The organism is Streptosporangiales bacterium, from assembly GCA_009379955.1.
GTDB lineage: Bacteria > Actinomycetota > Actinomycetes > Streptosporangiales > WHST01 > WHST01.
Window position 1 is genome coordinate 40423 of the sequence record WHST01000024.1, and the last position, 21934, is coordinate 62356.

At 69.9% G+C, this 21934-nt stretch carries 29 protein-coding genes and 1 pseudogene; 20 read left to right on the forward strand and 10 right to left on the reverse strand.

Translation table 11 applies throughout. The annotated features are described in order from the left end of the window. Nucleotides 1-15: 15 nt before the first annotated feature. The gene (locus GEV10_09975) at nt 16-690 is read right to left on the reverse strand and encodes a response regulator (GenBank protein ID MQA78786.1); all 675 of its coding nucleotides are present in this window, start codon (nt 688-690) and stop codon (nt 16-18) included. Nucleotides 691-779: 89 nt separating this feature from the next. On the opposite strand from GEV10_09975, the gene GEV10_09980 reads away from it, so the two are divergent. From GEV10_09980 to GEV10_10000, 5 genes are all read left to right on the forward strand, one after another. Continuing rightward, nucleotides 780-2120 (forward strand): HAMP domain-containing protein, encoded by a 1341-nt coding sequence (locus GEV10_09980; GenBank protein MQA78787.1) that lies wholly within the window; start codon nt 780-782, stop codon nt 2118-2120. A gap of 64 nt (nt 2121-2184) precedes the next feature. Further along, nucleotides 2185-3117, forward strand: coding sequence for a polysaccharide deacetylase family protein (locus GEV10_09985; GenBank protein MQA78788.1), 933 nt, complete (start codon nt 2185-2187; stop codon nt 3115-3117). Then, entirely contained in the window at nt 3114-4403 is a 1290-nt protein-coding gene (locus GEV10_09990) for an MFS transporter (protein MQA78789.1), read from the forward strand. The genes GEV10_09985 and GEV10_09990 overlap by 4 nt, the downstream gene beginning before the upstream one ends. A 7-nt stretch (nt 4404-4410) precedes the next feature. Next, on the forward strand, nt 4411-5187 hold the full coding sequence (locus tag GEV10_09995) for an SDR family oxidoreductase (protein MQA78790.1): 777 nt from the start codon (nt 4411-4413) through the stop codon (nt 5185-5187). Next, nucleotides 5070-6215 carry a ketopantoate reductase family protein gene (locus GEV10_10000; protein ID MQA78791.1) on the forward strand — a complete coding sequence of 382 codons (1146 nt, stop codon included), beginning with the start codon at nt 5070-5072 and terminating at the stop codon, nt 6213-6215. The genes GEV10_09995 and GEV10_10000 overlap by 118 nt, the downstream gene beginning before the upstream one ends. 13 nt (nt 6216-6228) lie before the next feature. Here GEV10_10000 and GEV10_10005 read toward each other — a convergent pair whose 3' ends face one another. Next, on the reverse strand, nt 6229-6393 hold the full coding sequence (locus tag GEV10_10005) for an FCD domain-containing protein (protein MQA78792.1): 165 nt from the start codon (nt 6391-6393) through the stop codon (nt 6229-6231). Next, nucleotides 6378-6698, reverse strand: a complete 321-nt coding sequence (locus GEV10_10010) for a GntR family transcriptional regulator (protein MQA78793.1) — start codon at nt 6696-6698, stop codon at nt 6378-6380. The genes GEV10_10005 and GEV10_10010 overlap by 16 nt, the downstream gene beginning before the upstream one ends. A gap of 240 nt (nt 6699-6938) precedes the next feature. Between GEV10_10010 and GEV10_10015 the strand changes: the two genes are divergently transcribed. From GEV10_10015 to GEV10_10030, 4 genes are all read left to right on the forward strand, one after another. Beyond that, complete coding sequence (locus tag GEV10_10015) at nt 6939-7382, forward strand: cyclase (GenBank protein ID MQA78794.1); 444 nt, start codon at nt 6939-6941, stop codon at nt 7380-7382. A gap of 48 nt (nt 7383-7430) precedes the next feature. Continuing rightward, nucleotides 7431-7784, forward strand: coding sequence for a 2Fe-2S iron-sulfur cluster binding domain-containing protein (locus GEV10_10020; GenBank protein MQA78795.1), 354 nt, complete (start codon nt 7431-7433; stop codon nt 7782-7784). A 179-nt stretch (nt 7785-7963) separates the two neighbouring features. Next, nucleotides 7964-9487, forward strand: a complete 1524-nt coding sequence (locus GEV10_10025; GenBank protein ID MQA78796.1) for an FAD-dependent oxidoreductase — start codon at nt 7964-7966, stop codon at nt 9485-9487. Next, entirely contained in the window at nt 9406-10479 is a 1074-nt protein-coding gene (locus tag GEV10_10030) for an iron-containing redox enzyme family protein (protein MQA78797.1), read from the forward strand. The genes GEV10_10025 and GEV10_10030 overlap by 82 nt, the downstream gene beginning before the upstream one ends. Here the strand turns inward: GEV10_10030 and GEV10_10035 are convergent. Together GEV10_10035 and GEV10_10040 are read right to left on the reverse strand one after the other, a co-directional pair. After that, nucleotides 10476-10709, reverse strand: a complete 234-nt coding sequence (locus GEV10_10035; protein ID MQA78798.1) for a CDGSH iron-sulfur domain-containing protein — start codon at nt 10707-10709, stop codon at nt 10476-10478. The genes GEV10_10030 and GEV10_10035 overlap by 4 nt on opposite strands. Nucleotides 10710-10787: 78 nt before the next feature. Further along, on the reverse strand, nt 10788-11393 hold the full coding sequence (locus GEV10_10040) for an ANTAR domain-containing protein (protein ID MQA78799.1): 606 nt from the start codon (nt 11391-11393) through the stop codon (nt 10788-10790). A gap of 66 nt (nt 11394-11459) precedes the next feature. Between GEV10_10040 and GEV10_10045 the strand changes: the two genes are divergently transcribed. The 5 genes and pseudogenes from GEV10_10045 (at nt 11460) to GEV10_10065 (ending at nt 13839) form a co-directional block, all read left to right on the forward strand. Beyond that, on the forward strand, nt 11460-11837 hold the full coding sequence (locus GEV10_10045; GenBank protein ID MQA78800.1) for a hypothetical protein: 378 nt from the start codon (nt 11460-11462) through the stop codon (nt 11835-11837). Nucleotides 11838-12047: 210 nt separating this feature from the next. After that, nucleotides 12048-12542: a uracil-DNA glycosylase gene (locus tag GEV10_10050; GenBank protein ID MQA78801.1), complete on the forward strand. Its 495-nt coding sequence runs from the start codon at nt 12048-12050 to the stop codon at nt 12540-12542. Then, entirely contained in the window at nt 12539-12814 is a 276-nt protein-coding gene (locus tag GEV10_10055) for a hypothetical protein (protein MQA78802.1), read from the forward strand. The genes GEV10_10050 and GEV10_10055 overlap by 4 nt, the downstream gene beginning before the upstream one ends. Next, the gene (locus GEV10_10060; protein ID MQA78803.1) at nt 12811-12996 is read left to right on the forward strand and encodes a hypothetical protein; all 186 of its coding nucleotides are present in this window, start codon (nt 12811-12813) and stop codon (nt 12994-12996) included. Before GEV10_10055 ends, GEV10_10060 begins: the two co-directional genes overlap by 4 nt. 4 nt (nt 12997-13000) lie before the next feature. After that, nucleotides 13001-13839: pseudogene (locus tag GEV10_10065) on the forward strand (Fpg/Nei family DNA glycosylase). Between the two features lie 42 nt (nt 13840-13881). Here GEV10_10065 and GEV10_10070 read toward each other — a convergent pair. Continuing rightward, a complete protein-coding gene (locus GEV10_10070; GenBank protein MQA78804.1) occupies nt 13882-14334 on the reverse strand; it encodes a cyclase in 453 nt (150 codons plus the stop codon). A gap of 187 nt (nt 14335-14521) precedes the next feature. Here GEV10_10070 and GEV10_10075 point away from each other — a divergent pair, with 187 nt between their 5' ends. From GEV10_10075 to GEV10_10085, 3 genes are all read left to right on the forward strand, one after another. Then, on the forward strand, nt 14522-14770 hold the full coding sequence (locus GEV10_10075; GenBank protein ID MQA78805.1) for a hypothetical protein: 249 nt from the start codon (nt 14522-14524) through the stop codon (nt 14768-14770). 378 nt (nt 14771-15148) lie between these two features. Beyond that, nucleotides 15149-15694, forward strand: coding sequence for a hypothetical protein (locus GEV10_10080; protein ID MQA78806.1), 546 nt, complete (start codon nt 15149-15151; stop codon nt 15692-15694). Further along, nucleotides 15691-15873 carry a hypothetical protein gene (locus GEV10_10085; GenBank protein ID MQA78807.1) on the forward strand — a complete coding sequence of 61 codons (183 nt, stop codon included), beginning with the start codon at nt 15691-15693 and terminating at the stop codon, nt 15871-15873. The genes GEV10_10080 and GEV10_10085 overlap by 4 nt, the downstream gene beginning before the upstream one ends. A gap of 67 nt (nt 15874-15940) precedes the next feature. Here the strand turns inward: GEV10_10085 and GEV10_10090 are convergent, their stop codons facing one another. From GEV10_10090 to GEV10_10100, 3 genes are all read right to left on the reverse strand, one after another. Continuing rightward, on the reverse strand, nt 15941-16615 hold the full coding sequence (locus GEV10_10090; protein ID MQA78808.1) for a hypothetical protein: 675 nt from the start codon (nt 16613-16615) through the stop codon (nt 15941-15943). Between the two features lie 90 nt (nt 16616-16705). After that, nucleotides 16706-17101: a hypothetical protein gene (locus GEV10_10095; protein MQA78809.1), complete on the reverse strand. Its 396-nt coding sequence runs from the start codon at nt 17099-17101 to the stop codon at nt 16706-16708. A 54-nt stretch (nt 17102-17155) separates the two neighbouring features. Next, on the reverse strand, nt 17156-17587 hold the full coding sequence (locus GEV10_10100; GenBank protein ID MQA78810.1) for a hypothetical protein: 432 nt from the start codon (nt 17585-17587) through the stop codon (nt 17156-17158). Between the two features lie 98 nt (nt 17588-17685). On the opposite strand from GEV10_10100, the gene GEV10_10105 reads away from it, so the two are divergent. The 3 genes from GEV10_10105 to GEV10_10115 are packed head-to-tail and all read left to right on the forward strand — an operon-like array spanning nt 17686 to nt 20394. After that, a complete protein-coding gene (locus tag GEV10_10105) occupies nt 17686-19095 on the forward strand; it encodes an FAD-dependent oxidoreductase (protein ID MQA78811.1) in 1410 nt (469 codons plus the stop codon). Then, on the forward strand, nt 19092-19637 hold the full coding sequence (locus tag GEV10_10110; GenBank protein ID MQA78812.1) for a DUF488 family protein: 546 nt from the start codon (nt 19092-19094) through the stop codon (nt 19635-19637). Before GEV10_10105 ends, GEV10_10110 begins: the two co-directional genes overlap by 4 nt. 13 nt (nt 19638-19650) lie before the next feature. After that, complete coding sequence (locus GEV10_10115) at nt 19651-20394, forward strand: SDR family NAD(P)-dependent oxidoreductase (protein MQA78813.1); 744 nt, start codon at nt 19651-19653, stop codon at nt 20392-20394. 32 nt (nt 20395-20426) lie between these two features. On the opposite strand, the gene GEV10_10120 is transcribed toward GEV10_10115, so the two are convergent. Then, nucleotides 20427-21746, reverse strand: coding sequence for an aspartate aminotransferase family protein (locus tag GEV10_10120; GenBank protein ID MQA78814.1), 1320 nt, complete (start codon nt 21744-21746; stop codon nt 20427-20429). Nucleotides 21747-21934: the final 188 nt, after the last annotated feature.

The following is a 21934-nucleotide window of genomic DNA, read 5'->3' on the forward strand; positions in this document are numbered from 1 at the left end:
TCGACGATCGACGGGTCAGCCTTCGACGTCGAGCCGGTAGCCGGCGCCGCGTACAGTACGGACGCTGTGCCGGCCGAACGGTCGGTCGAGCTTGTCGCGCAGGTAGCGGACGTACACGTCGACGATGTTGGATCCGCCGTCATAGGCGAAGTCCCATACGTGCTCGATCAGGTACGTCCGACTGAGCACTTCCCCGGAGCGACGCATCAATTCATGCAGGAGCGCGAACTCCTTGGGCGAGAGCGGTATCTCGGTCATACCCCGTCGCACGACCCGGGTGCTCGGGTCGAGCATGAGATCACCGACCCGGACGATGGGCGGACGTTCCAACGGGTCGCGGCGCGTCAGCGCCCGGATGCGTGCGAACAGCTCGGCCAGCGCGAACGGCTTGGTGACGTAGTCGTCGGCACCTGCGTCCAGGCCACGCACCCGGTCGGGCACGGTGTCGCGGGCGGTGAGCATGAGCACGGGCACCCACCGCTGGGCGGCGCGCATCCGCCGGCACACCTCGAACCCGTCCGGCGGCGGGATCATCGCGTCGAGCACGACGACGTCGTAGTCGTTCTCGAGCACGCTCCACAGAGCACTGTCGCCGTCAGCTGCCGTGTCGACGGCGTAGCCCTCCCTGCGCAATCCACGGACGAGCAGCGAGGCCATGCCGACATCGTCCTCGACGACGAGGACCCTCATGAGGTCCAGACTAGGCGCATCTGGTCGGCGCATGGGGCCAGCCTGGCCGTGCGTCGATGAGAGGATCATGAGGACACGGAGGTGGGAACGTGCGGTTGCTGCCGCGCTCGTTGCGCGCCCGACTCGTGGTGGGGTTCGCCTGCGGCGCGTCCGCAGCGGTGGTGCTCTGCCTCGTCCTGCTCTACGTGCTGCTCGACCGTCAGCTCGGCGCCGCGCTCGACGCCGGCCTCGCCAACCGGGCCACCGACCTCACCGCCACGGCGAACACGGGAGACCTCACCGTCATCCGGCGCGACGCACTGGCGCAGCTCTACGCACCCGACGGCAGCATCGTCGCCAGCTCCACGTCCCTGTCTGGTAGCCGGCTGCTCGACACCGGCCAGGTACGGGCGGTCGATGGCAGGACGTTCCTCACTCGGCGACTCACCTTGGGTCCAGGACAGCAGGCAGAGCCGGTGCGGCTACTGTCGCAACGCCTGCCCGCGGGACGCGTGCTGAGCGTCGCCGCGTCGGCGGAACCGATCGAGGCAGCCCGAGGTCGCCTACTCGTCGTGCTCCTGCTCGCCGCGCCTCTCCTGGTCGGAACCCTGTCCGTGGCCGGCTGGCTCGTCGTCCGCGCAGCGTTGAGGCCCGTCGACGCGCTCACCAGGGAGGCGGCCGCGATCTCCTCGTTCGACGGCCGTCGCCGGCTCCCCGCGATACCCGGCGACGACGAGATCGCCCGGTTGGCCCGCACGCTCGACGACATGTTCACTCGGCTCGACGTCGCCTTCACCAGGGAACGGGCGTTCGTCGACGACGCCAGCCACGAGCTGCGCACGCCCATCGCTGTGCTGCGCGGAGAGATCGAGCTCGCGCTGACCGCCGCCGACGACCGCGAGGAGGTAGAGCGGTCGTTGCGTGCCGCTCTCGGTCAGGCCAACCGGCTGGCCGACGTCGCCGACGACCTGCTACTCCTCGCACGTGCCCAAGCCGGCGCGGTCATGGTCGACCGGCAACCGGTCGACATCCACGACGTGCTCGCCACCGAGGCAACTGCTCTCGAACGGGTCCTCGGACTCCGCATCGACGTCACCGGCGACGCGGCCGTGGTGGACGGCGACGCCGACCGGCTGAACCAGGTGCTGGCCAACGTCACCGGCAACAGCGCTGCGGCCGGCGCAGCGCAGGTACAGGTGCGGGTGACGCGAGGGCGCGACACCGTCACCATCGAGATCGCCGACGACGGCCCGGGCTTCCCGCCCTCACTCATGAGCTCAGCCTTCGAACGATTCGTCCGCGACGACGCCGGCCCCGCACGCCACACCGGCGCCGGGCTCGGCCTTGCCATCGTCCGCGCACTCGTCGCCGCCCATGACGGCGCCGCGCACGTCAGGAACGGCGAGCCGCTCGGCGGTGCCGTCGTCACCCTCACCCTGCCAGCAGCCTGAGCCACGGCGACGCATCGTTGACGGCACTTTGGATCTTAGATCTAATGAGCTCGCTTAGCGGATCCTGCCCGCCCGAGCTGGAGGCACCGTGACGGTCGAGTCCTGGCAGTGGTCGGAGGACGACTGGCGGCGGCCGGTCGCACGGGTGCGGGCAGGTCGACGGCTCGTGCGCACGTGGCCGGACGACGCGCACGTCGCCGTCGCGATCTCGTTCGACTCCGACCACGAGACGTCCGCCCTGCGAGACGGGAACACCCATCCGGGGCGGCTGTCGCAGGGTGAGTACGGCGCGCGGGTCGCCGTACCGAGGATCCTGCGGCTGCTCGAACGCTTCCGCACACCCGCCACGTTCTTCATGCCCGCGGTCTCCGGTCTGCTGCATCCCCACGAGCCGCGCAGCTACGTGGAACACGGCCACGAGGTCGGCGTGCACGGCTGGATCCACGAACGCAACACGCTGCTCAGCGCGGCAGTCGAACGCGAACTCACGGAGCGGAGCCTGGACACGCTCGAACGACTGTCCGGCACGCGGCCCGTCGGCATCCGCACGCCGTCGTGGGAGTTCAGCGACCACACTCTCGACGTGATCAGGCAGCTCGGATTCCGCTACGACTCCTCACTGATGGGCGACGACGAGCCGTACGAGATCATCGCCGACGGCGTGGAGACGGGCATCGTCGAACTCCCCGTCGAGTGGATCCGCGACGACGCGCCGTACCTCATGATGGACCGGTTCGCGGGCATCAGGCCGCACACACCGCCGCGAGCGCTCGGCACGATCTGGCGCGACGAGTTCGACCAGGCGCGTGCGGAACGGGGGATGTTCCAGCTGACCCTGCACCCGCATGTCATCGGGCACAGGTCGCGCATCGTGGTGCTCGAGGAGCTGCTCGACCACATCACCGGACACGACGACGTGTGGCTGGCAACACACCAGCAGGTCGTCGAGCATGTGGCGGCCGACCTGCGATCCGTAGAGTCGGAGGGCACCCCATGACCACCGCCGTTCGAGCCACACCGGGATTGGGAGAGCGTCGACGATCCGTCGTCGCCGGCAGCGTCGGCAACGCGGTCGAGTTCGTCGACTGGAACATCTACGCGACGTTCGCGCCTGTCTTCGCCAGCCAGTTCTTCCCGAACGCGGACAAGACGGCGGCGCTCCTGTCGGCCCTCGCGGTCTTCGCTGTCGGATTCATCATGCGGCCCATCGGCGGCGCGGTCCTCGGGCCGTACGTCGACAAGTTCGGCCGGAAGCGCGGTCTCACCCTGACCGTCGGCATCATGGCCGGTGCGTCCCTGGTGATCGCCCTGTGCCCCGGCTACGCGACCATCGGGATCGCCGCACCCATCATCTTGTGTCTCGCCCGGCTGGCGCAGGGCTTCTCCAACGGAGGAGAGTTCGGCGCCTCGTCCGCGTACCTGGTCGAGACCGCACCGCCGGGCCGGCGCGCGTTCTACGGCTCCTGGCAACAGGTGACCGTCGCCGGAGCGCACATCATCGTGGCCGGCCTCGGATCCGCTCTCACCTTCCTCATCCCGGACGCACAGATGGAGTCCTGGGGATGGCGGATCCCGTTCGCCTTCGGGGCAGTGCTCGGTCTCGTCGGACTGTGGCTGCGGGTGGCGGCGAAGGACAGCGGTGAGTTCCGCGACAAGGAGAAGGCGGCGCAACGCCGTCGGTCGCGGCCGTTGTTCGACGTGCTCAAGTATCACCCGCGGGCGGCACTGCGCGTGGTCGGCATCACGATCGCGGGCACGCTCTTCTACTACGTGTGGATCTCGTACATGCCGGCCTACGTCAACGTCGCCACCGGTATGCCACTCTCGGAAGCCCTGCTGATCAAGACCATCTCGATCACCTGCTTCACCGTGGCCCTCCCGTTCGTTGGCATCCTGTCGGACCGCGTCGGTCGCAAGGTGACGATGTCGGTGTTCGCGGGCGGGTTCCTGGTGTTCTCGTGGCCCGCATTCGCGTTGCTGCGCAACGACTTCTGGACGATCCTCGGCATCGAGCTCGTCGGCATGTTGTTCCTGCTCGGCTACTCGGCCAACTGCGCGGCGATCATGTCCGAGCAGTTCCCCGCCGCGGTGCGCGGCACCGGGATCGCCTTGCCGTACGCGCTCGCGGTCGCGTTGTTCGGTGGCACCGCGCCGTACATCACCACGTGGTTGCAGGCGAACGAGCTGGCCGCCTGGACACCGCTGTACCTCGGTGTGGCCGCCGCGATCGGGCTCGTCGTGTACCTGACGATGCCGGAGACCAAGGACAAACCGTTGGACTAGGGTGTGTCTGATGTCTGCCCGACATGTGGTGGTGACCGGCGCAGCGAGTGGAATCGGTGCCGCGGTGTGTGAGTCGTTCAGGCTCGATGGCGACCGCGTGACCGCCGTCGATCTACGTGAGCCGCGGAACCACGTCGGCGAGTTCGTCCAGGGCGACCTGGCTGACGCCGCGTTCGCTGGTGGTGTCGTGTCTACCGCGTGGGAACGCCAGGGGCCGGTCGACCTCGTCGTCGCGGCCGCCGGCATCTATCCGGCGACACCGTTCGTCGAGATGACCGCCGAGGTATGGGATCGGGTGCAGGCGGTCAACGTCCGCGCGCCGATGCTGCTCGTCAAGGAGCTCGGTCGACTGGTGGCAGGGGCAGGTCGTACCGCTTGCGCCGTGCTGATCTCGTCCGGCGCGGCCAACAGGGCACGGCCCGGTGCTGCCCACTACTGCGCGTCGAAAGCGGCCCTGGAGATGCTGACCCGGGCCGCGGCACTCGAGCTCGGCCAGCACGGCATTCGGGTGAACGCGGTGAGTCCCGGGTTCGTCGACGTGGCGAGCCAGGTCAATCCCGTCACCGAGGACTACGCGACCAGGGTCTCCGTGAACCCGCTCGGTCGGCGAGGTCAGCCGGCGGACATCGTCCGTGCGATCCGCTGGCTCGCGTCGTCCGACGCGTCGTGGATCACCGGGACGACGGTCCGCGTCGACGGCGGCGCGAGCGCTGGCAACCTGCAGCTTCCGTTGCACTGGGCCGACGCGACCGAGGTACAGACCGGGAACGAGGCGCCGTTGTGACCGTACGGGCGTACACGGTGATCGGCGGTGGCGCCATCGGTGGAACCCTGGCGAGCGCACTGGTGACCGCGGGGCATCCCGTCGTGGTCGTCGATGTCGACGATGACCATGTGGCCAGCATCTCGCGGAACGGCCTGGTGATCCGATCACCCGACGGTACGGAGCGCGGCGCCCGGCTGTCCGCGTACACCCCTGCACAGGCCGACGGCCTGGAGTTGCGGTTCGAGCGTGTCCTGCTCGCGGTCAAGGGCCCGGGTGCGACCGCCCAGGCCGCCGACTGGCTCGCCCCGAGGCTCGCGCCCGACGGGTTCGTCGTATCGGTCCAGAACGGCCTGCACGAGCCGGTGATCGCCGCACGGGTGGGGCAGGAACGTACGGTCGGAGCGTTCGTCGACTTCTTCGCCGACGTGACGGAGCCCGGCGTGATCGCCGACGGCGGGGCGGGTTCGCTCGTCGTGGGCGAACTCGACGGCACACCGTCCGTGCGAGTCGACACCCTTGCGGAGGATCTGAGTGCCTGGGGCCCCGCCGCCGTCACGGACAACGTCATGGGCTTCCTGTGGTCGAAGCTCGGATTCGGTGCCATGCTCGCCGCCACCGCGCTGGCCGACGCACCGATGGCGGATCTGATCGACCGGCACCGAGACGTGATGGCACGGCTCGCGCGTGACGTCTACCGGGTCGCCGCGACGGTGCCCGTTCGGCTCGAACCGTTCGACGGGTACCAGCCGCATGCGTTCGTCGACGGAGCCGAGCCCGACGTACGCGCTGCCGGCTTCGACCGGCTCGTCACCTGGCTCGCCGGTCAGAGCAAGACCAGAAGCGGCGTGTGGCGGGACATCGCCGTCCGGCGTCGACCGAGCGAGGCGACCGACCGCCAGGAGGAGTTGGTCGCTATGGGCGAACGCGCGGGAGTAGCGACTCCGCACCTCGCGCTCCTCGCGAGTACGTTGCGACAGCTGGAATCGGGCGACCGTGCCATGTCCGAGGACAACCTGCGGATCCTGGAGGACGCCACGTGCTCGTGAGGCACGGCGGCCGTCAGGCCAGCGTTTCGTCCCTCGCCCGCGTGTAGCGGTAGAAGGCCTCGGCGGACTTGCGCACGTGGCTACGACACTCGTTCTCCGCGCGTACCGGGTCGCCCGCCGCGATCGCGTCGATGATGTCGGCGTGCTCGTGCAATGCGGTGGTCAACCGGCCGGGCACGCCACCAGATCGCCGGCGGTCGCGACGGCCTCATGCTCGGCGAGCAGGTCGCGTAGCCGTGCCGCGAACTCGTGCTCTTGCTGTCCGGCGGCGCTACGACCGGCGATCCCGTCGATGACCTCCCGCAGCTCGTAGATCTCCCGCATGTCCCGCGCGGTCACCTCGGACACGAAGTACCCGCGGTGCGGAACGGCGGTCAGGAACCCCTCCTGCTCGAGCACGGCGAGCGCTGCCTTCAACGGAGTGGCGGACAGCCCGAGGCGCTCGCTCAGTGGCTGCGTCGCCACCTTGGCACCCGGCCGCAAGTCGGCCGTTGAGGATCTCTTCCCTGATGGCCGCGTACGCGCTCTTCACGTGGGTCTGTCGTAGAATTGTCATCTGTCCCCTTCCGAGGACAGTGTGCACCGCCGAGTGGCTCGGGTCAGCTCGGCCACACCGCGGACCGGAGGCGCGCCCCACCACTACCGCCGAGAGCGTGTGGTCCGCCGGCGGTTCGGGTAGGTGATCAGAACGCCAACAGGTCGGAACGGAAGGGGTTACCCACCATGCCGACAGTTGAGGAGTCTATCGACGTCGAGGTCCCGGTCGGTGCGGCCTACGATCGGTGGACCCAGTTCGAGTCGTTCCCTCGGTTCATGGTCGGCGTCGACTCGATCGTGCGGACCGACGACACGCATCTGCACTGGGTGATCACGCTCGCGGGTGTGACCCGCGAGTTCAATGCGGAGATCACCGAGCAGCGCCCGGACGAGCGGATCGCCTGGATGTCCCGCGGTGGCACCAGCAGCCACGCCGGCGTGGTCACGTTTCACAGGCTCGGCGAGGGCTCGTCCCGGGTTACGGTCGAGCTGAGTTGGTCGCCGGAGGATCTCGTGGAGCATGCCGGCTCGGTCGTCGGCGCCGACGACCTGCTGGTCAGAGTCGATCTCAACCGGTTCAAGTCACTGGTCGAGGACGAGCATGGTGCGCACGGCCGACGTCAGGTTTAGGCCGTACACCTGTGGGGAGAACGTCCTCATCGGCTCGTGCGGAGTGCCATGGACACGCGGATCAGCCTGGACGTGGACGGGGAGCGGCACAAGCTCGCAGTCGACGTCCGCGCGACGCTGATCGACACGCTGCGCGAACGGCTCGGCGTGACGTCGCCGAAGAAGCGTTGCGACCACGGCCAGTGCGGCAGCTGCACAGTGTTGGTGGATTCCGGCCAGATCTGCTCCACCGTCGGCATGCTCGACAAGGTCACCGCCGGATGGCCGAGTCACGCGACGAGAGACCTCGCGGCCACCGCCGCGCTTGACGACGACGAGATCAGGGAGCGGATGAGCGGCAACCTGTGCCGCTGCGGTGCGTACGTCACCATCGTGGCGACGATCAGGGAGGTTGCCCGATGAGACCTCTCGCGTACGAGCGAGCCAGCGACCCGACGCGTGCCGTGGCCGCCGTGGCGGCGAACCCGGGAGCGATGTTCCTCGGCTCGAGCACGGCGAGTTCGCCTTCAAGTCCTGGGCCGTAGTCGGTGGCAGCGCGGCCGTCGAGGTGTAAACCGGTGCAGCGTGGGAACGCAGTAGTCATGGACGTTCATCGGACCGGCGAGTCGTACTGGGTCGAGACGACGGAGGCCACGGCCTACCCTCCGCTCGACGGCCACCTGAGCGTCGACGTGGCGATGATCGGTGGCGGAGTGGCCGGGTTGTGCACCGCCTGGGAGCTGGTCTCGGCCGGCCGCTCGGTCGCCGTGCTCGAGGCCGACCGCATCGCGTCGGGGGTCACCGGCCACACCACGGCGAAGTTGTCGGCGCTGCAGACGTTCACGTACGACCGACTGCGCAGGTCTGCGGGTGCGGACACAGCACGCTGGTACGCGCGCACCCAGCAGGACGCGATCGACCGCGTCGAGCTGACGGCAGAATCCCTCGGCGTCGACTGCGACTTCGAGCGCGCCGCCGCGTACACCTACGTGGAGTCGCCGGACGGCGTCGACCAAGCGCGCGCCGAGGCCGACGCGGCACGCGACGCTGGCCTCTCCGCGTCACTCGTCACCGACACTCCGTTGCCGTACGACGTGGCCGGAGCGGTCAAGGTCGAGAACCAGGCGCAGTTCCATCCGAGGCGGTACCTGCTCGCGGTAGCCGAGGGGATCGTGGAGCGTCGTGGAGTGATCCATGAACGCACCCGTGTCGTCGACCTCGACGAGGGTGAACCCTGCGAGCTCACCACCGATACCGGCGCCACCGTCACCGCGCGCGACGTCGTCGTCGCCACGCACTACCCGATCTTCGATCGCGCGCTGCTCTTCGCTCGGCTCGTACCGCACCGCGAGGTCGTGGTCGCCGGCCCGCTTCCGGAGGACCGGGCACCGGACGGCATGTACATCACGCCTGAGCACGGCAAGCGGTCGGTACGCACCGCGCCGTATCGACCAGGACAGCGACTGCTCATCGTCACCGGCGAGTCGTTCACTCCGGGCGAGGCCGACGTGACCGAGAGGTACGAGCGACTAGAGTCGTGGACCAGGGAACGGTTCGCGCTGAAGGAGATCACGCACCGCTGGGCCGCACAGGACAATCAGCCGACCGACGGCCTGCCGTACATCGGCCTGCTCCACGCCGCCGCGAAGCATGCCTACGTCGCCACCGGCTTCGGCGGCTGGGGCCTCACCAACGGGGTGGTGAGCGGCCTGCTGCTCGCGGCTCTGATCACCGACCAGGTGGCGCAGCCGCCGTGGGCGGACATCTACGATCCGCGCCGGCTTCATCCGCTGCGAGAGGCGGGCGCCGCGGTGACGGCCCAGGCCAAGGTGGCCAGGCACCTCGTCGGGGACAGGCTGCGACCGACGCATGTGGACTCCGTCGAGGACGTCGACCCGGGATCCGGCGCGATCGTGCGCCTGCGGGGAGAACGCTGCGCGGTCTACCGCGACGGCGCCGGCGCCGCACACGCGGTGTCCGCGACATGCACGCACCTCGGCTGCGTCGTCGCGTTCAACGACGCCGAGACGTCGTGGGACTGCCCATGCCACGGGTCACGGTTCGGTGTGGACGGCGCCGTGCTGAACGGCCCGGCCACCCGGCCGCTGGAAGGACGCGACACGTGAGCCGGGAAGGCGGGCCGCTCCCCCGGGCGCGCGGCCCGCTGTCCGGGGCCGTGCTCGACGCGTTGCGCGGCGTCCCAGGTCACACCTCGTTCGCCGACATTCCCGTTCCCACGGATGCGTACGGCGACGACGTCCAACTGACCCTCTACCTCAGCTACGAGCTGAGCTACCGCGGCTTCGACGATGTCGACCCCGAGTGGGAGTGGGACGCGGGCCTACTCGGCCTGCGCGGCGCGCTCGAACGACGCTTCCTGCGTGCCCTGCGCGAGGACGCCCCCCGCCACGACGACGTCGCCTCTGCCCTCGACGAACTGCTCGTCGAGCCGATCGACGCGGCCGGTGTCTCGCACTTCCTGCGCGACGACGGCGAGTGGTGGCACATGCGCGAGTACGCCGCGCACCGGTCGATCTACCACCTGAAGGAGGCCGACCCGTACGCCTGGGTAATCCCGCGTATCGACGGGCAGGCCAAAGCGGCCCTCGTCGCCGTCGAGTACGACGAGTTCGGCGGCGGACGCGGCGAACGCGTCCACTCGCGGCTCTTTGCGGACCTGATGGACGGCATGGGCCTCGACCACACCTACGGCGGCTACCTCGACACGGCACCCGCCCAGATGCTCGCGATCGTGAACGTCATCTCGCTGTTCGGACTCCACCGGTCGCTGCGCGGTGCCCTCGTCGGCCACTTCGCGACGGTCGAGATCACCTCAGGACCGGCCGCCCGCCGCCTGGTGCAGGCACTCGAACGACTCGCCGCCCACCCCGCGTGCCTCCACTACTACACCGAGCACATCGAGGCCGATGCCGTCCACGAGCAGGTGCTGCGTCACGACGTCATCGCCGACCTGGTCCGGCACGAACCGCACCTCGCGTCCGACGTCGTCTTCGGCATCGGCGCCGCCACCCTCACCGAGGACCGCTTCGCCGACTACACGCTGACTGCATGGCGGGCCGGGCGCACCTCGATGCGCGAGACGCTACCCGCGCCCTAACGGTGCTCCTCGGACGGCGCACCGTCTCGCACACGCTTGCGGTGGCTGGTGTCGCACAGAGGGAAGCGGTGGCTGCGACGGCACGTGCACAGGGCGACTTGGAACCTGTCGCACCGCATCACACCGCCATCGTCGAGCACCACCTCAACTGGTCCCTCGACCAGCACAGGGCCGCCCGGCACCACCCGTACTCTGCGGACGTCCTCGTGTCGTCGCTCACTGTCCTGCATGCACAACACGTACCGCCGGCGGGGTGTCGTAAACACGGCACTACGGGATTCCCGGCTACCACTTGCCCGGGCCGAGATTCAGCGCTCCTGGGTCCGGTCGCTCGGTAGTTGGTGGACCGACTCGACGATATGCGCAGCGATCTGCCGTACCTTCACGTTGTTGTTCTGTGAGGTGGTGGACAGAAACGCGAACGCTGCCTCGGGCGAGCACCGGTTCTGCGCCATGACGATCCCGATCGCATGATCGATCGTGGCTCGGCTCGTCAGTGCCTGATTGAGCTGACCGATCAGCTCGTCCTGGCCGGCGAAACGCGTGGCAGCAGTGACCATCACTGCGACCTCGTTCGCGAACACCCTGGTGGCCAGGAGTTCGCCGTCGGTATATCGGCGGGCCGGCGAGCGGTACATATTCAACACACCGGAGGTATGCGCTTCGTGCTGAAGAGGCAGGAACAGCATCGCGTGGACGTCGAACCGGTCGAGCGCCTGCTTGCCGAACCGCGGCCACCGCCGCTCACCGGCCAGGTCGGGCAACCGCACCACGACACCGTCTCGCAGGCAGGTCAACGATGGGCCCTCGTCGAGATCGTACTGGAGCTGATCGATCTCGAAGGCCAACTGACCGCTACCGGCGATCGTCTTCGCCCGGCAGGTTCGTCGCTTGCAGCGATCGTCACACTGCACGCCGTCGCCTCCGGCAGCGCGTCGGCAGCGAGCATCGCCACCCGCTCCAGCAACCGGTTCACGTCCATGGGCTGCTCGGTGAGCAGCAGTTCGGCCACCTTGGGCACCGCGGCCAGCACGTCAATGCGTCGTCACCGGTCCGCTCCGCGCCCATGGCACCGCCCACGTCTTCCACCAGGCCGGCGACAAGGGCCGGATCACCCGTGCGGGACAGTACCAGCGGTCGACCGGGTCCGGCCGCTGGTCGCCGACGGAGGACGCCAGCATCGCCTCCTCGAGCTCCGGTGGTCGCGGCAGGCTGCCGGTATGGGTGGTGCGAACGCGATCGACACTTCGCTGCTCTTCCTCGACTTCAGCCGGAACCACAGCAGACGCTGGTGCAGCATGAACGGCTGCGGGGCACGCGCCAAGATGCGCCGCTACCGCGCCGGGCGTTCGCGCTGATCGAGGTACCCGGTCTGCGCGACGGTGTGCCACCCGATGCCTGCGTCTGCGATTCGCTGCGGGCGGCATGGGGCGGCAGCCACGACCGTGTCATCGGCCGCTGCGAGCGTTTGATCGCGCGCGAGTGGGGAACGAGACAAGCATGGCGGATGCGACCGCGTACGTGTCGGCCGAGGCGTCGCTGACGGAGCTTGCGGGGGGGCGGCGCAACTGTGCCGCGGCCGCGAGCCGTATGAGAACGCCACGCAGGCGGTCCTCGGCGAGGGGGCGAGCGACACCGCCATTCTCCTGCTCGGTGAGCAGCCGGGCGACCGGGAGGATGAGCAGGGCAAGCCGTTCGTGGGGCCGGCGGGTGGGTTGCTGGAGAAGGCGCTCGGCGAGGCGGGCATCGAGCCGGCGCGGACGTACCGCACCAACGTCGTCAAGCATTTCAAGTACGGCGAGGTCCGCGGCAAGCGGCGGATCCACGAGACGCCGAACCGCACCGAGATCCGGGAGTGCCGTCCATGGCTGCTGGCCGAGATGGCGCTCCTGCGTCCCACGGTGCTGGTGTGTCTCGGCGCGACCGCGGCGAAGGCGATCTTCGGTCCGTCGTTCCGCGTCACCAAGGACGTGGCATCCCGCTGGACTGCCCGGAACTGGCGCACGACGACGACCGGGCCGAGCGCGGGGTGGCGACGCCTGACGTCGTCGTCAGGTCGATGACCACGGCATGGAAGCCGGAGCAATACGCCGACACCTACCGCGAGAAGGTCGACAAGCTGATCAGGGCGAAGCGCAGGGGTAGGGAGGTCATCGAGGAGAACGAGCCGCCGGAGTCGACCAATGTCGTGAACCTCATTGGACGCGCTGCAGGAGAGCGTCGCGCAGGCGAGGAAGACCAAGGACGGCAAGTCCTCCGGCTCCTCGACGTCGACGGGTCCGGGAAGGCCGCCAAGAAGGGCACCTCGCGCAAGCAACGGAAGAAGGCTTCGTGACGCCCGCGCTCTCCCCGACATGCTCCTGGTGCGTGCGGGGCTGGGACCACTGCCACGGCCCGCTCATCCGCCACGACGACGGCGAGCTCGAGTGCATGGTCGACGTCCGTTGCGCCCGCACCGAGGACGCACACGACATCGTCGTCTCCTGCACCGTCGTCGCCGGCTGCGGATGTGCCTAGGCCGATGCCGGAGCTCCCCGACGTCGAGGGCTTCCGCCGCGTCGCGGCACGGGCCGCGGGACGACGTTGTCGTGGTGACGGACATCGGCGTGCTCCGAGACACGACGGGCGCCCGCCTGCGCCGAGCCCTGCCGGGGGGCGGTGCTCGGCACCCCGCAACGGCACGGCAAGTGGCTCGGCGTCCCGCTGCGCGACGCCGGCAGGCGCCACCGCAAGGACCAACCCACGGTCGCCTACCACTTCGGCATGACCGGCTCCCTCGCCTGGTGCACCGCCGACGAGGATCGTCACCGCCACGACCGCGTCATCCTGGTGACGGACAGGGGAGAGCTGCGCTACCGCGACATGCGCAAGCTGACCGGTATCAGGCTGCTCGCCGACGACACCGCATGGGCCGACCTGGTGGAAGGCCTCGGTCCCGACGCCGCCGGAATGTCCCGCCGCGACCTCGCCGACCTGCTCTCCGGCCGTCGCGGCCGCATCAAGTCCGCACTGATGGACCAGACGGTGGTCACCGGCCTGGGCAACCTCACGGTCGACGAGATCCACTGGCGCGCGTGCATCGACCCGCGGGCGCCGGTCGGCGAGCTCAGTGAGCACGCTGTGGCGCGGATCCACCGCCGGACGGGCGAGGTGCTCCACTCCGCCTCCAGGGTCGGCCACGTCTCCGGCCACCGCTCCTGGCTCACCGGCCGCCGCGACGACCCCGACGGCGGTCGCTGCCCGCGTTGCGGCACGCCACTGCAGCGCGGGCAGGTCGGTGGGCGTACCACCCTGCCAGTCCGTCTAGACGGTGGTCGTCGGATGTGTGAAGGGCACCGTCACCACACCATGACGTGGTGACGGTGCCCTTCACACCGTGCGCGTTGCCGGCCGCTGCCCGCGTCAGTCGCGGGGGACCTCGCCGCGCCAGCCGCCGGCGCCGCCCTTGTCCTCGACCAGGCTCTTGAAGCGCTTGAGGTCGGCCTTGACCTGCAGGTCGTCGGCCTTGACCGCCGCGCCGGCCTTCTCCACAAGGCCCTCGGGAGACCAGCTCATCTGGACCATGACCCGCGACGAGCTGTCGCTCAGCCTGTGGAACGTGACGACTCCCGCGTGGCCGGCGCCCTCGGTGGACGTCCAGGCGATCCGCTCGTCCGGGTGCTGCTCGGTGATCTCCGCGTCGAACTCGCGCGTCCGGCCCGCGACCGAGATCACCCAGTGCAGGTGCGTGTCGTCGGTCTGGGTGATCGAGTCGACGCCCTCCATGAACTCGGGGAAGGACTCGAACTGGGTCCACTGGTTGTACGCGGCGCTCACCGGTACGTCGACCTCGATTGACTCCTCGACTGTTGGCATCGTCGACAGCTCCTTCCGTCTCGGTGTGTGGTTCACCGCCTACCCGCTCGTGCCGGAACGACACCAACTCCGGGTACGCCATCTCCTCACCGCCGGCGGATCGGCTGATCTGTCGGTCGGTGGTTACCCGACCCTCCGCACGGGTAGGCGCCCTGCCATGAATGCACTCACGAGACTCCGTCGACGCGTGGCCGAACTGTTCGAAGGGAAGGCGGCGGCGCGTCGCGGCACGGAGGCCGATGTGGAGCACGACGACCACCAGGCGCTGCGTCGCCGGACCGGCGGTGTGAGCGGCACGGCCGACGAGTCGACGACGGGGACCGGGAAGAACGAGACCTTCGTCGGGCGCGTCGCGGGCGAGGATCCCGCTGACCAGGAGACCGGCGCCGAACGCCGCGCACGGCTCCGCGACCACACGAAGGACGAGGACAGGTAGGCGTGAACGACGGTGGACCTGACTTTCCTCCAACCCGTGTACGCGGACGGCGGGCCGTATGCGAGCGTCGTCCTCGAGACCGGCCGCGGGGCCCAGGACGCCGGCCACGCGATCGCATTTGCGCTGGCGAGGACTGCGGGACGAGCTCGTCGCGGAAGGCGCGGACCAGGCCACTCTCGCCGCACTGGACGACGTCGTCGGCGCCCGTCCGGCATCGGTGGTGAGCAGGGCCAGGTCGTCGTCGCCAACTCGCGACGCGTCCTGCTGGCCGAGCGCCTCGTCACGCATCGCGGACAGGGCGCCAGCTGGGGATGGCTGCCCGACGTGATACCTCTGCTGCGCGGCATGGCGCCCCGGGTTCCGCACCTCGTGATTCGTATGGACAGGGCAGGCGCCGACATCGATGTACACGGTCCTACCGACGACACGGTGGTCCAGGTCGACGGCGACGAGCACCCGCTCCACAAGACGCGCGGAGGCGGTCTCGCGCACCGCAGGATCCACCAGCGCGTGGACGACACCGCCCAGCACAACGCGAAGGTGGTGGCCGAGCGCGTCGACGCACTCGCCAGGCGCAGCCACACGCGGCTGATCGTCGTCACCGGTGGACCGCAGGCCGTGTCGAGCCTGCGCGACGAGCTGCCGAAGGCCAGCACCGAGCTCGCGGTGGAGCTGGAGTCCGGCGGCCGCCACGGCAATGGCGGCGAGACCGACCGGCAGGTGACCGACGTGCTCGAGGCGCACGTCCGCGAGTCCGAGGCGGAGCTCCTCGAATCGTTCCGTGCGGAGCTCGGCCGGCACAGCAACGCGGTCGCCGGCCTCGACGCCACAGTCGACCGGTTGCGGCAGGCGCGCGTCGACACGGTCCTCGTCGAGGACCCCGCAACGGAGACGCCACTGTGTGGACAGGACCTGACCCGTTGACACTGGGACGCGACAACGCCGACCTCGACACCGTCGACCAGGCCGACCGGCGCGAGGCCCCGGCCCTGTCGGCCGTCGTCCGCGCGGCCACCGCGACGGACGCGAACCTCGTCCTGACCGAACCGGGTGCCACCGGCCACCGCGACGGCATCGGCGCGCTTCTCCGATACTCCTACTGACCGGCCACCGCGGTCCGTCGGTTCCCTGCGCAACGAGGAACCGTTCCACCACTGACGTCGGGCGCGGTCAACCCCCGATACCGGTCATGGCGTGCGACGTGCCGACGGGCTTCGACTCCGGTGAGCCGCGCTGCCGCAGGTAGATGCTGAACGCCGCCATCGAGGCGACCGCGAGGAACTCCGACTGCCAGTTCTGCAGCGTCCTGTTCCAGAACTCCGTCGAGGCGACGTAGGCGACCCACGTGACCGGGTCCTGGTACGACGCCAGCTGGTCGGCGTTGTAGGCGGCGCGTCCGGCGACGGACTGGCCCACCCAGGACAGCAGGAAGACCACGCCCATCACGATGCCGAGCGAACGTGAGAACACGGCACGACGCCACCCGCCCGCCGCCGCCCATCGCGGAGACTCGGCGGTGGCGTACGCGCCGACGCGCTGCTCCTCGTCGGTCTCGCGGCCTTCCTTGCCCGGTGGCTTCGACTCCGGCGAGCCGCGCTGGACCAGCCACACGGTGACGAAGACGTAGAGGTAGAACTGCAGGAACTCCGACTGCCAGTTCTCCGCGATGTCCACCGCGAACGACGACGAGGTGAGGTACTGCAGCAGCGAGACCGTCGCACCGGCCGAGGCGAGCTGCTCGTCGTTGTGCATCGACCACCCGGAGATCGCCTGGCCGACCAGGGCGAGCACGAGCGCGACGAGGAAGAACAGGGTCAGGGCATTGTCCCGCAGGAACCCACGCATGAGCGTCACCTTCCCAGCAGCCCGATGACGAAGACGTACGCGAGTCCGGCGACGATGACCGCCAGGACCGTGACGAAGACGGTGCGCATGTCAGGCCTCGACCTCGCACTCGTACGGTCCCTCGGCCCTCGGTCGGCAGCCGGCCGCGGTCACCCGCCACGCCGCGCCGTACCTGGCGAGGAACAGGGTGTCCCCCGAGGTCTTCACCTGCGCGCGGTCGCCCCACACCGCGACCGCGGAGATCGTGGCGTCGCCGTCGAGCGAGCGCTGGGCGAGCTCGTCCGCGCAGGTACCGCCGCCCGCGGTGAGGTCGTCGACCACCTTCTGCGCGAACACCTCACACGCGCGTGCGCCGTCCTGCATCCGCACCGCTCCGAGGAACGCCTGAGCGGACTCGCGTACCGCCGCGGCATCGACGGACTGACCACACCCCGCGCACAGGACGGCCACGGCGACCACCACGACACCCCGCCGGACAGCAGCCATTTCCACTCCTTCCCCCGGCGGCAGGAACGTCGCGGTGTCGCCCGCCGTGACGTCTCAACCAGAGGGCGGGATGTTCCAGGCGTCGATCACCGGCCGGTCGTGCTCGGCGCCGAGGAACGACATCGTGCCGGTGCCGAGACGGAAGAATCGGCCGGCGTCCGGTGGCAGGCCGAGCCAGCACGCGGTGAGCACCCGCAGCACGTGACCGTGCGCGACGATCGCCACGTCCTCCTCGTTCAGAAAGGGACGTACTCGTTCCAGCACGGCGTCGACCCGAGCACCGACCTGCTCGACGGACTCGCCCGGGTGGTCGTCGTCGCCCGGCGGTACGCCGTCGCGCCACAGGTACCAGTCGGGAGAGTCCACTGTGGCTCGTCGCCGAAGACGAACCGGCTCAGCAGCAGACGGTCGTCGCGGATGACGACGGCGTACGCGGCGACGCGGGTCCTGCGCGTCTCCTCGGACCTGATGCTCATGTCCGTCCATTTTGCCGCACCCGTCGCGGCGCGGACGAATCCACCCGCCGGTGGCATACGCGACGGGCAGGGTGAAGACTCTGTGTCGTGGCACGCAGTGACGTCCCCCTGGGATCGGGCTTCGGCAACGGCGACGTGTCGTTCTGGTACCGCGAGGTCGGCCTGCCCGGCAGGGGCACGACGTTGCCCGGCGCGCGGCACGTCGACGTGTGCGTGGTCGGCGGCGGCTACACCGGCCTCTGGACCGCGTACTACCTCAAACGGGCCGAGCCCGACCTGCGGATCGCCGTGTGCGAGCAGGAGTTCGCGGGCTTCGGTGCGTCCGGACGCAACGGCGGGTGGCTCGTGGGTGAGCTGGCCGGGTCGCACCGGCGGTACGCGGCGCGGCACGGGCGCGACGCGACGGTTGTCTTGCAGCGGGCGATGGACGACAGCGTCGCCGAGGTGATCGCCGTCGCCGCCGCCGAGGGCATCGACGCGGACGTCGTCAGGGGTGGCATGCTCGGCGTCGCTACCAACGCCGCGCAGCGTCGCAGGCTCGACGCCGAGCTCGCCGAGTCACGCGAGTGGGGGTCAGGCGAGGACGACCTGCGGCTGCTCGACCCGGACGAGCTCGCGACGCGGTTGCGTGTCGCCGGTGCGCGCGGTGCGGTCTGGAGCCCGCACGGTGCGCGGATCCAGCCGGCCAAGCTCGTTCGCGGGCTCGTCGCGACGGTGCGGCGGCTCGGCGTCGACGTCTACGAGCACACGCCTGTGACGGAGCTGCGTGCGGGCACGGGCGCGCGGCCCGCCGCCGCGGTCACGCCGCACGGCGTGCTGACCGCCGACCACGTCATCCGGGCGACGGAGGGCTACACCGCGGCCCTGCCGGGTGAGCGGCGCAGCTGGCTGCCGATGAACAGCTCGATGATCGTCACCGAGCCGCTGCCGGCCGAGGTCTGGGACGAGATCGGCTGGACGGGCTGCGAGGTGCTCGGCGACCTCGCGCACTACTACATGTACGCGCAGCGCACGGCGGACGGCCGTATCGCGTTCGGCGGACGCGGTGTGCCGTACCACTACGGCTCGCGCTGGGACGCCAGCGGACGCACGCAGGAGGAGACGATCACCTCGCTGTGGCGGATGCTCACCGCGATGTTCCCGGCCGCGGGCACGAGCCGGGTGGAGCACGCGTGGTCGGGCGTGCTCGGCGTGCCGCGCGACTGGTGCTCGACCGTGCACGTCGACCACGCGACGGGCCTCGGGCACGCCGGCGGCTACACCGGGCACGGCGTCGCGACGACGAACCTCGCCGGACGCACCCTGCGCGACCTCGTGCTGCGGCGCGACACCGAGCTGACCCGGCTGCCGTGGGTCGACTGGCGCGTACGGCGATGGGAACCCGAGCCGCTGCGCTGGCTCGGCGTGCACGCGCTGTACGCGTTGTACCGCGTCGCCGACGGCCGCGAGAATGCCGGCCGTACTGCTGGTCGCACGTCGTCCCTGGCGCGACTCGCCGACGTCATCTCGGGACGGTGAACGACGTGACCCTGTGCACCTTCGGCCACGGCACCGCGTCCGAGGAGCGCATCGTGGAGCTGCTGCGAGCCGCCGGCGTCGAGTTGCTGGTGGACGTGCGTGCCGCGCCCGGCAGCCGATTCAACCCGCACGTCGCCCGCTCGGCGCTCGAGCGCTGGCTGCCGGACAACCGGATCGCGTACCGCCACGAGGACCGCCTCGGTGGCCGGCGCTCCGTCCCGTACGACTCGCCCGACACCGCGCTCGACGACGCGTTCGCGGGTTACGCGGCGCACATGCGGACGGCGGAGTTCCGTGCCGCGGTCGACGACCTGATGGCCGACACGCAGCGGAAGGTCACGGCGGTGATGTGCGCCGAGTCGGCGTGGACGCGCTGCCACCGTTCGATGATCGCCGACTTCCTCGTCGCGGTACGCGACGTTCCCGTCGTGCACCTGGGCCATGACGGCGGCAGCGAGACACACCGCGTGAGCGAGATGGCGAGGCGGCGCGACGACGGCATGCTGGTCTACGACCAGGGTCAGTTGGACCTGTTCACATAACGGAAGGCAGGAGATGACGAACCCGTCGAACGTCGCGGTGGTGACCGGTGCCGGCTCCGGCCTCGGACGTCGCATCGCGCGTGCGCTGCTCGGCCGCGGCTATCTGGTGGCGCTGGCCGGCCGCCGGGAGGGCGCTCTCCGCGAGACGGCGGAGGAGTCGGGTGACGCGCTCGTCGTGCCGACCGATGTCGGCGACCCGGAGTCCGTGGCGGCGCTGTTCGACGCCGTCGACCGTACGTGGGGGCGTGTCGACCTGCTCGTCAACAACGCCGGCATCTCCGCCGGCGGCGCAGTCGACGAGACGAGCCCGGACGACTGGAACCGTACGGTGGCGACGAACCTCACCGGCTCGTTCCTCTGCGCCCACCACGCCGTGCGGATGATGAAGTCGCAGCGACCGCGTGGCGGCCGCATCATCAACAACGGCTCGATCTCCGCCCACGCGCCGCGCCCGAACAGCGTCGCGTACACGGCGACCAAGCACGCGATCACCGGACTCACGAAGTCGATCTCGCTCGACGGCCGCGCCCACGACATCGCCTGCGGCCAGATCGACATCGGCAACGCCGCCACCGAGATGACCGAACCGATGAGCGCGGGTGTCGCCCAGCCCGACGGCCGCGTCGTCCCCGAGCCGACCTTCGACGCCGAGCACGTCGCAGAGGCCGTGCTCTACATGGCGGGACTGCCCCTGGGGGCCAATGTCCAGTTCCTGACCCTGATGGCGACGACGATGCCCTACGTCGGTCGTGGCTGACGCCAGGCCGCCGGCCCCCCGAATGCCGGCGGTCAGACGCGGGTGCCGGCCTCGGTGAGGACGGTACGGAGGATGCCCGCGATCTCGTCGAAGTGCTCCTGCGTGCACGTCAACGGCGGGGCGAGCTGGATGACCGGGTCGCCGCGGTCGTCGGCGCGGCAGACGAGGCCGGCGTCGAAGAGGGCGGACGACAGGTAGCCGCGGAGCAGGCGTTCGCACTCGTCGTCGTCGAACGTCTCCTTCGTGTCCTTGTCCTTGACGAGCTCGATGCCGTAGAAGTAGCCGTCGCCGCGGACGTCGCCCACGATCGGCAGGTCGCGGAGATCGTCGAGGACGGCGCGGAAGCCCGCCGCGTTCGCCTTGACGTTGCCGAGGATGTCCTCCTTCTCGAACACGTCGAGGTTCGCCAGTGCCACCGCCGTCGACACCGGGTGGCCGGCGAAGGTCGCGCCGTGCAGGAAGCTCGCGGTGCCGGTGAGGAACGGCTCCACGAGCCGCTCGCTCGTGATCATGCCGCCGAGCGGTGCGTAGCCCGACGTGACGCCCTTGGCGAACGTGATGATGTCCGGCTGGTAGCCGTATCGCTGCGAGCCGAAGTACTCGCCGAGGCGGCCGAACGCGCAGATGACCTCGTCGGAGACGAGCAGTACGCCGTGCCGGTCGCAGATCTCGCGCACCCGCTGGAAGTAGCCGGGTGGCGGTGGGAAGCAGCCGCCGGAGTTCTGCACGGGCTCGAGATACACGGCGGCGACGGATTCCGCACCCTCGCGCAGGATCGCGCGCTCGATCTCGTCGGCGGCCCATCGGCCGAAGGCCGCTTCGTCGTCGCCGTGTTCGGGTGCGCGGTAGAAGTTGGTGTTCGGTACGCGGACGGAGCCCGGCACCAGCGGCTCGAACGGCGCCTTGATGTCGGCCAGGCCCGTCACCGACAGTGCGCCCATGGTGGTGCCGTGGTACGCGATGTCGCGGCTGAGCACCTTGTACCGCGACGGCTCGCCGGTCAGCTTGAAGTACTGCCGCGCCAGCTTCCACGCGGACTCGACGGCCTCGGATCCGCTCGTGGTGAAGAAGACGCGGTCGAGGTCGCCGGGCGCCAGGTCGCTGAGGCGTTCGGCCAGCTCGATGGCGTTCGGATGGGCGTACGACCAGATCGGGAAGTAGCCGAGCTGGGCCGCCTGACGTCCTGCCGCCTCCGCGAGCTCGGTGCGACCGTGCCCGATCTGGCTGGTGTAGAGCCCGGCCAGGCCGTCGAGGTAGCGCTTGCCGTGCTGGTCGTAGACGTACGGGCCCTCGCCGCGGACGATGACGGGCACGTCGCCATCGGCGTAGGTGGAGAGTCGGGTGAAGTGCATCCACAGGTGGCGCTTCGCCGCAGCCTGGAGCTTCTCGACGTCGTACCCGGTCACTAGGGCACCATCCTTGTTGTGGGCACCGGTACGGTGCTCGCTGTTGGGACTCGGCGGGAGCCGGGGTGACGGCCTTGCTCGGTCGCTCGTTGAGGGCCTGCATGACACTGCCGCCCCTGGCTCTGCCGAGGCCG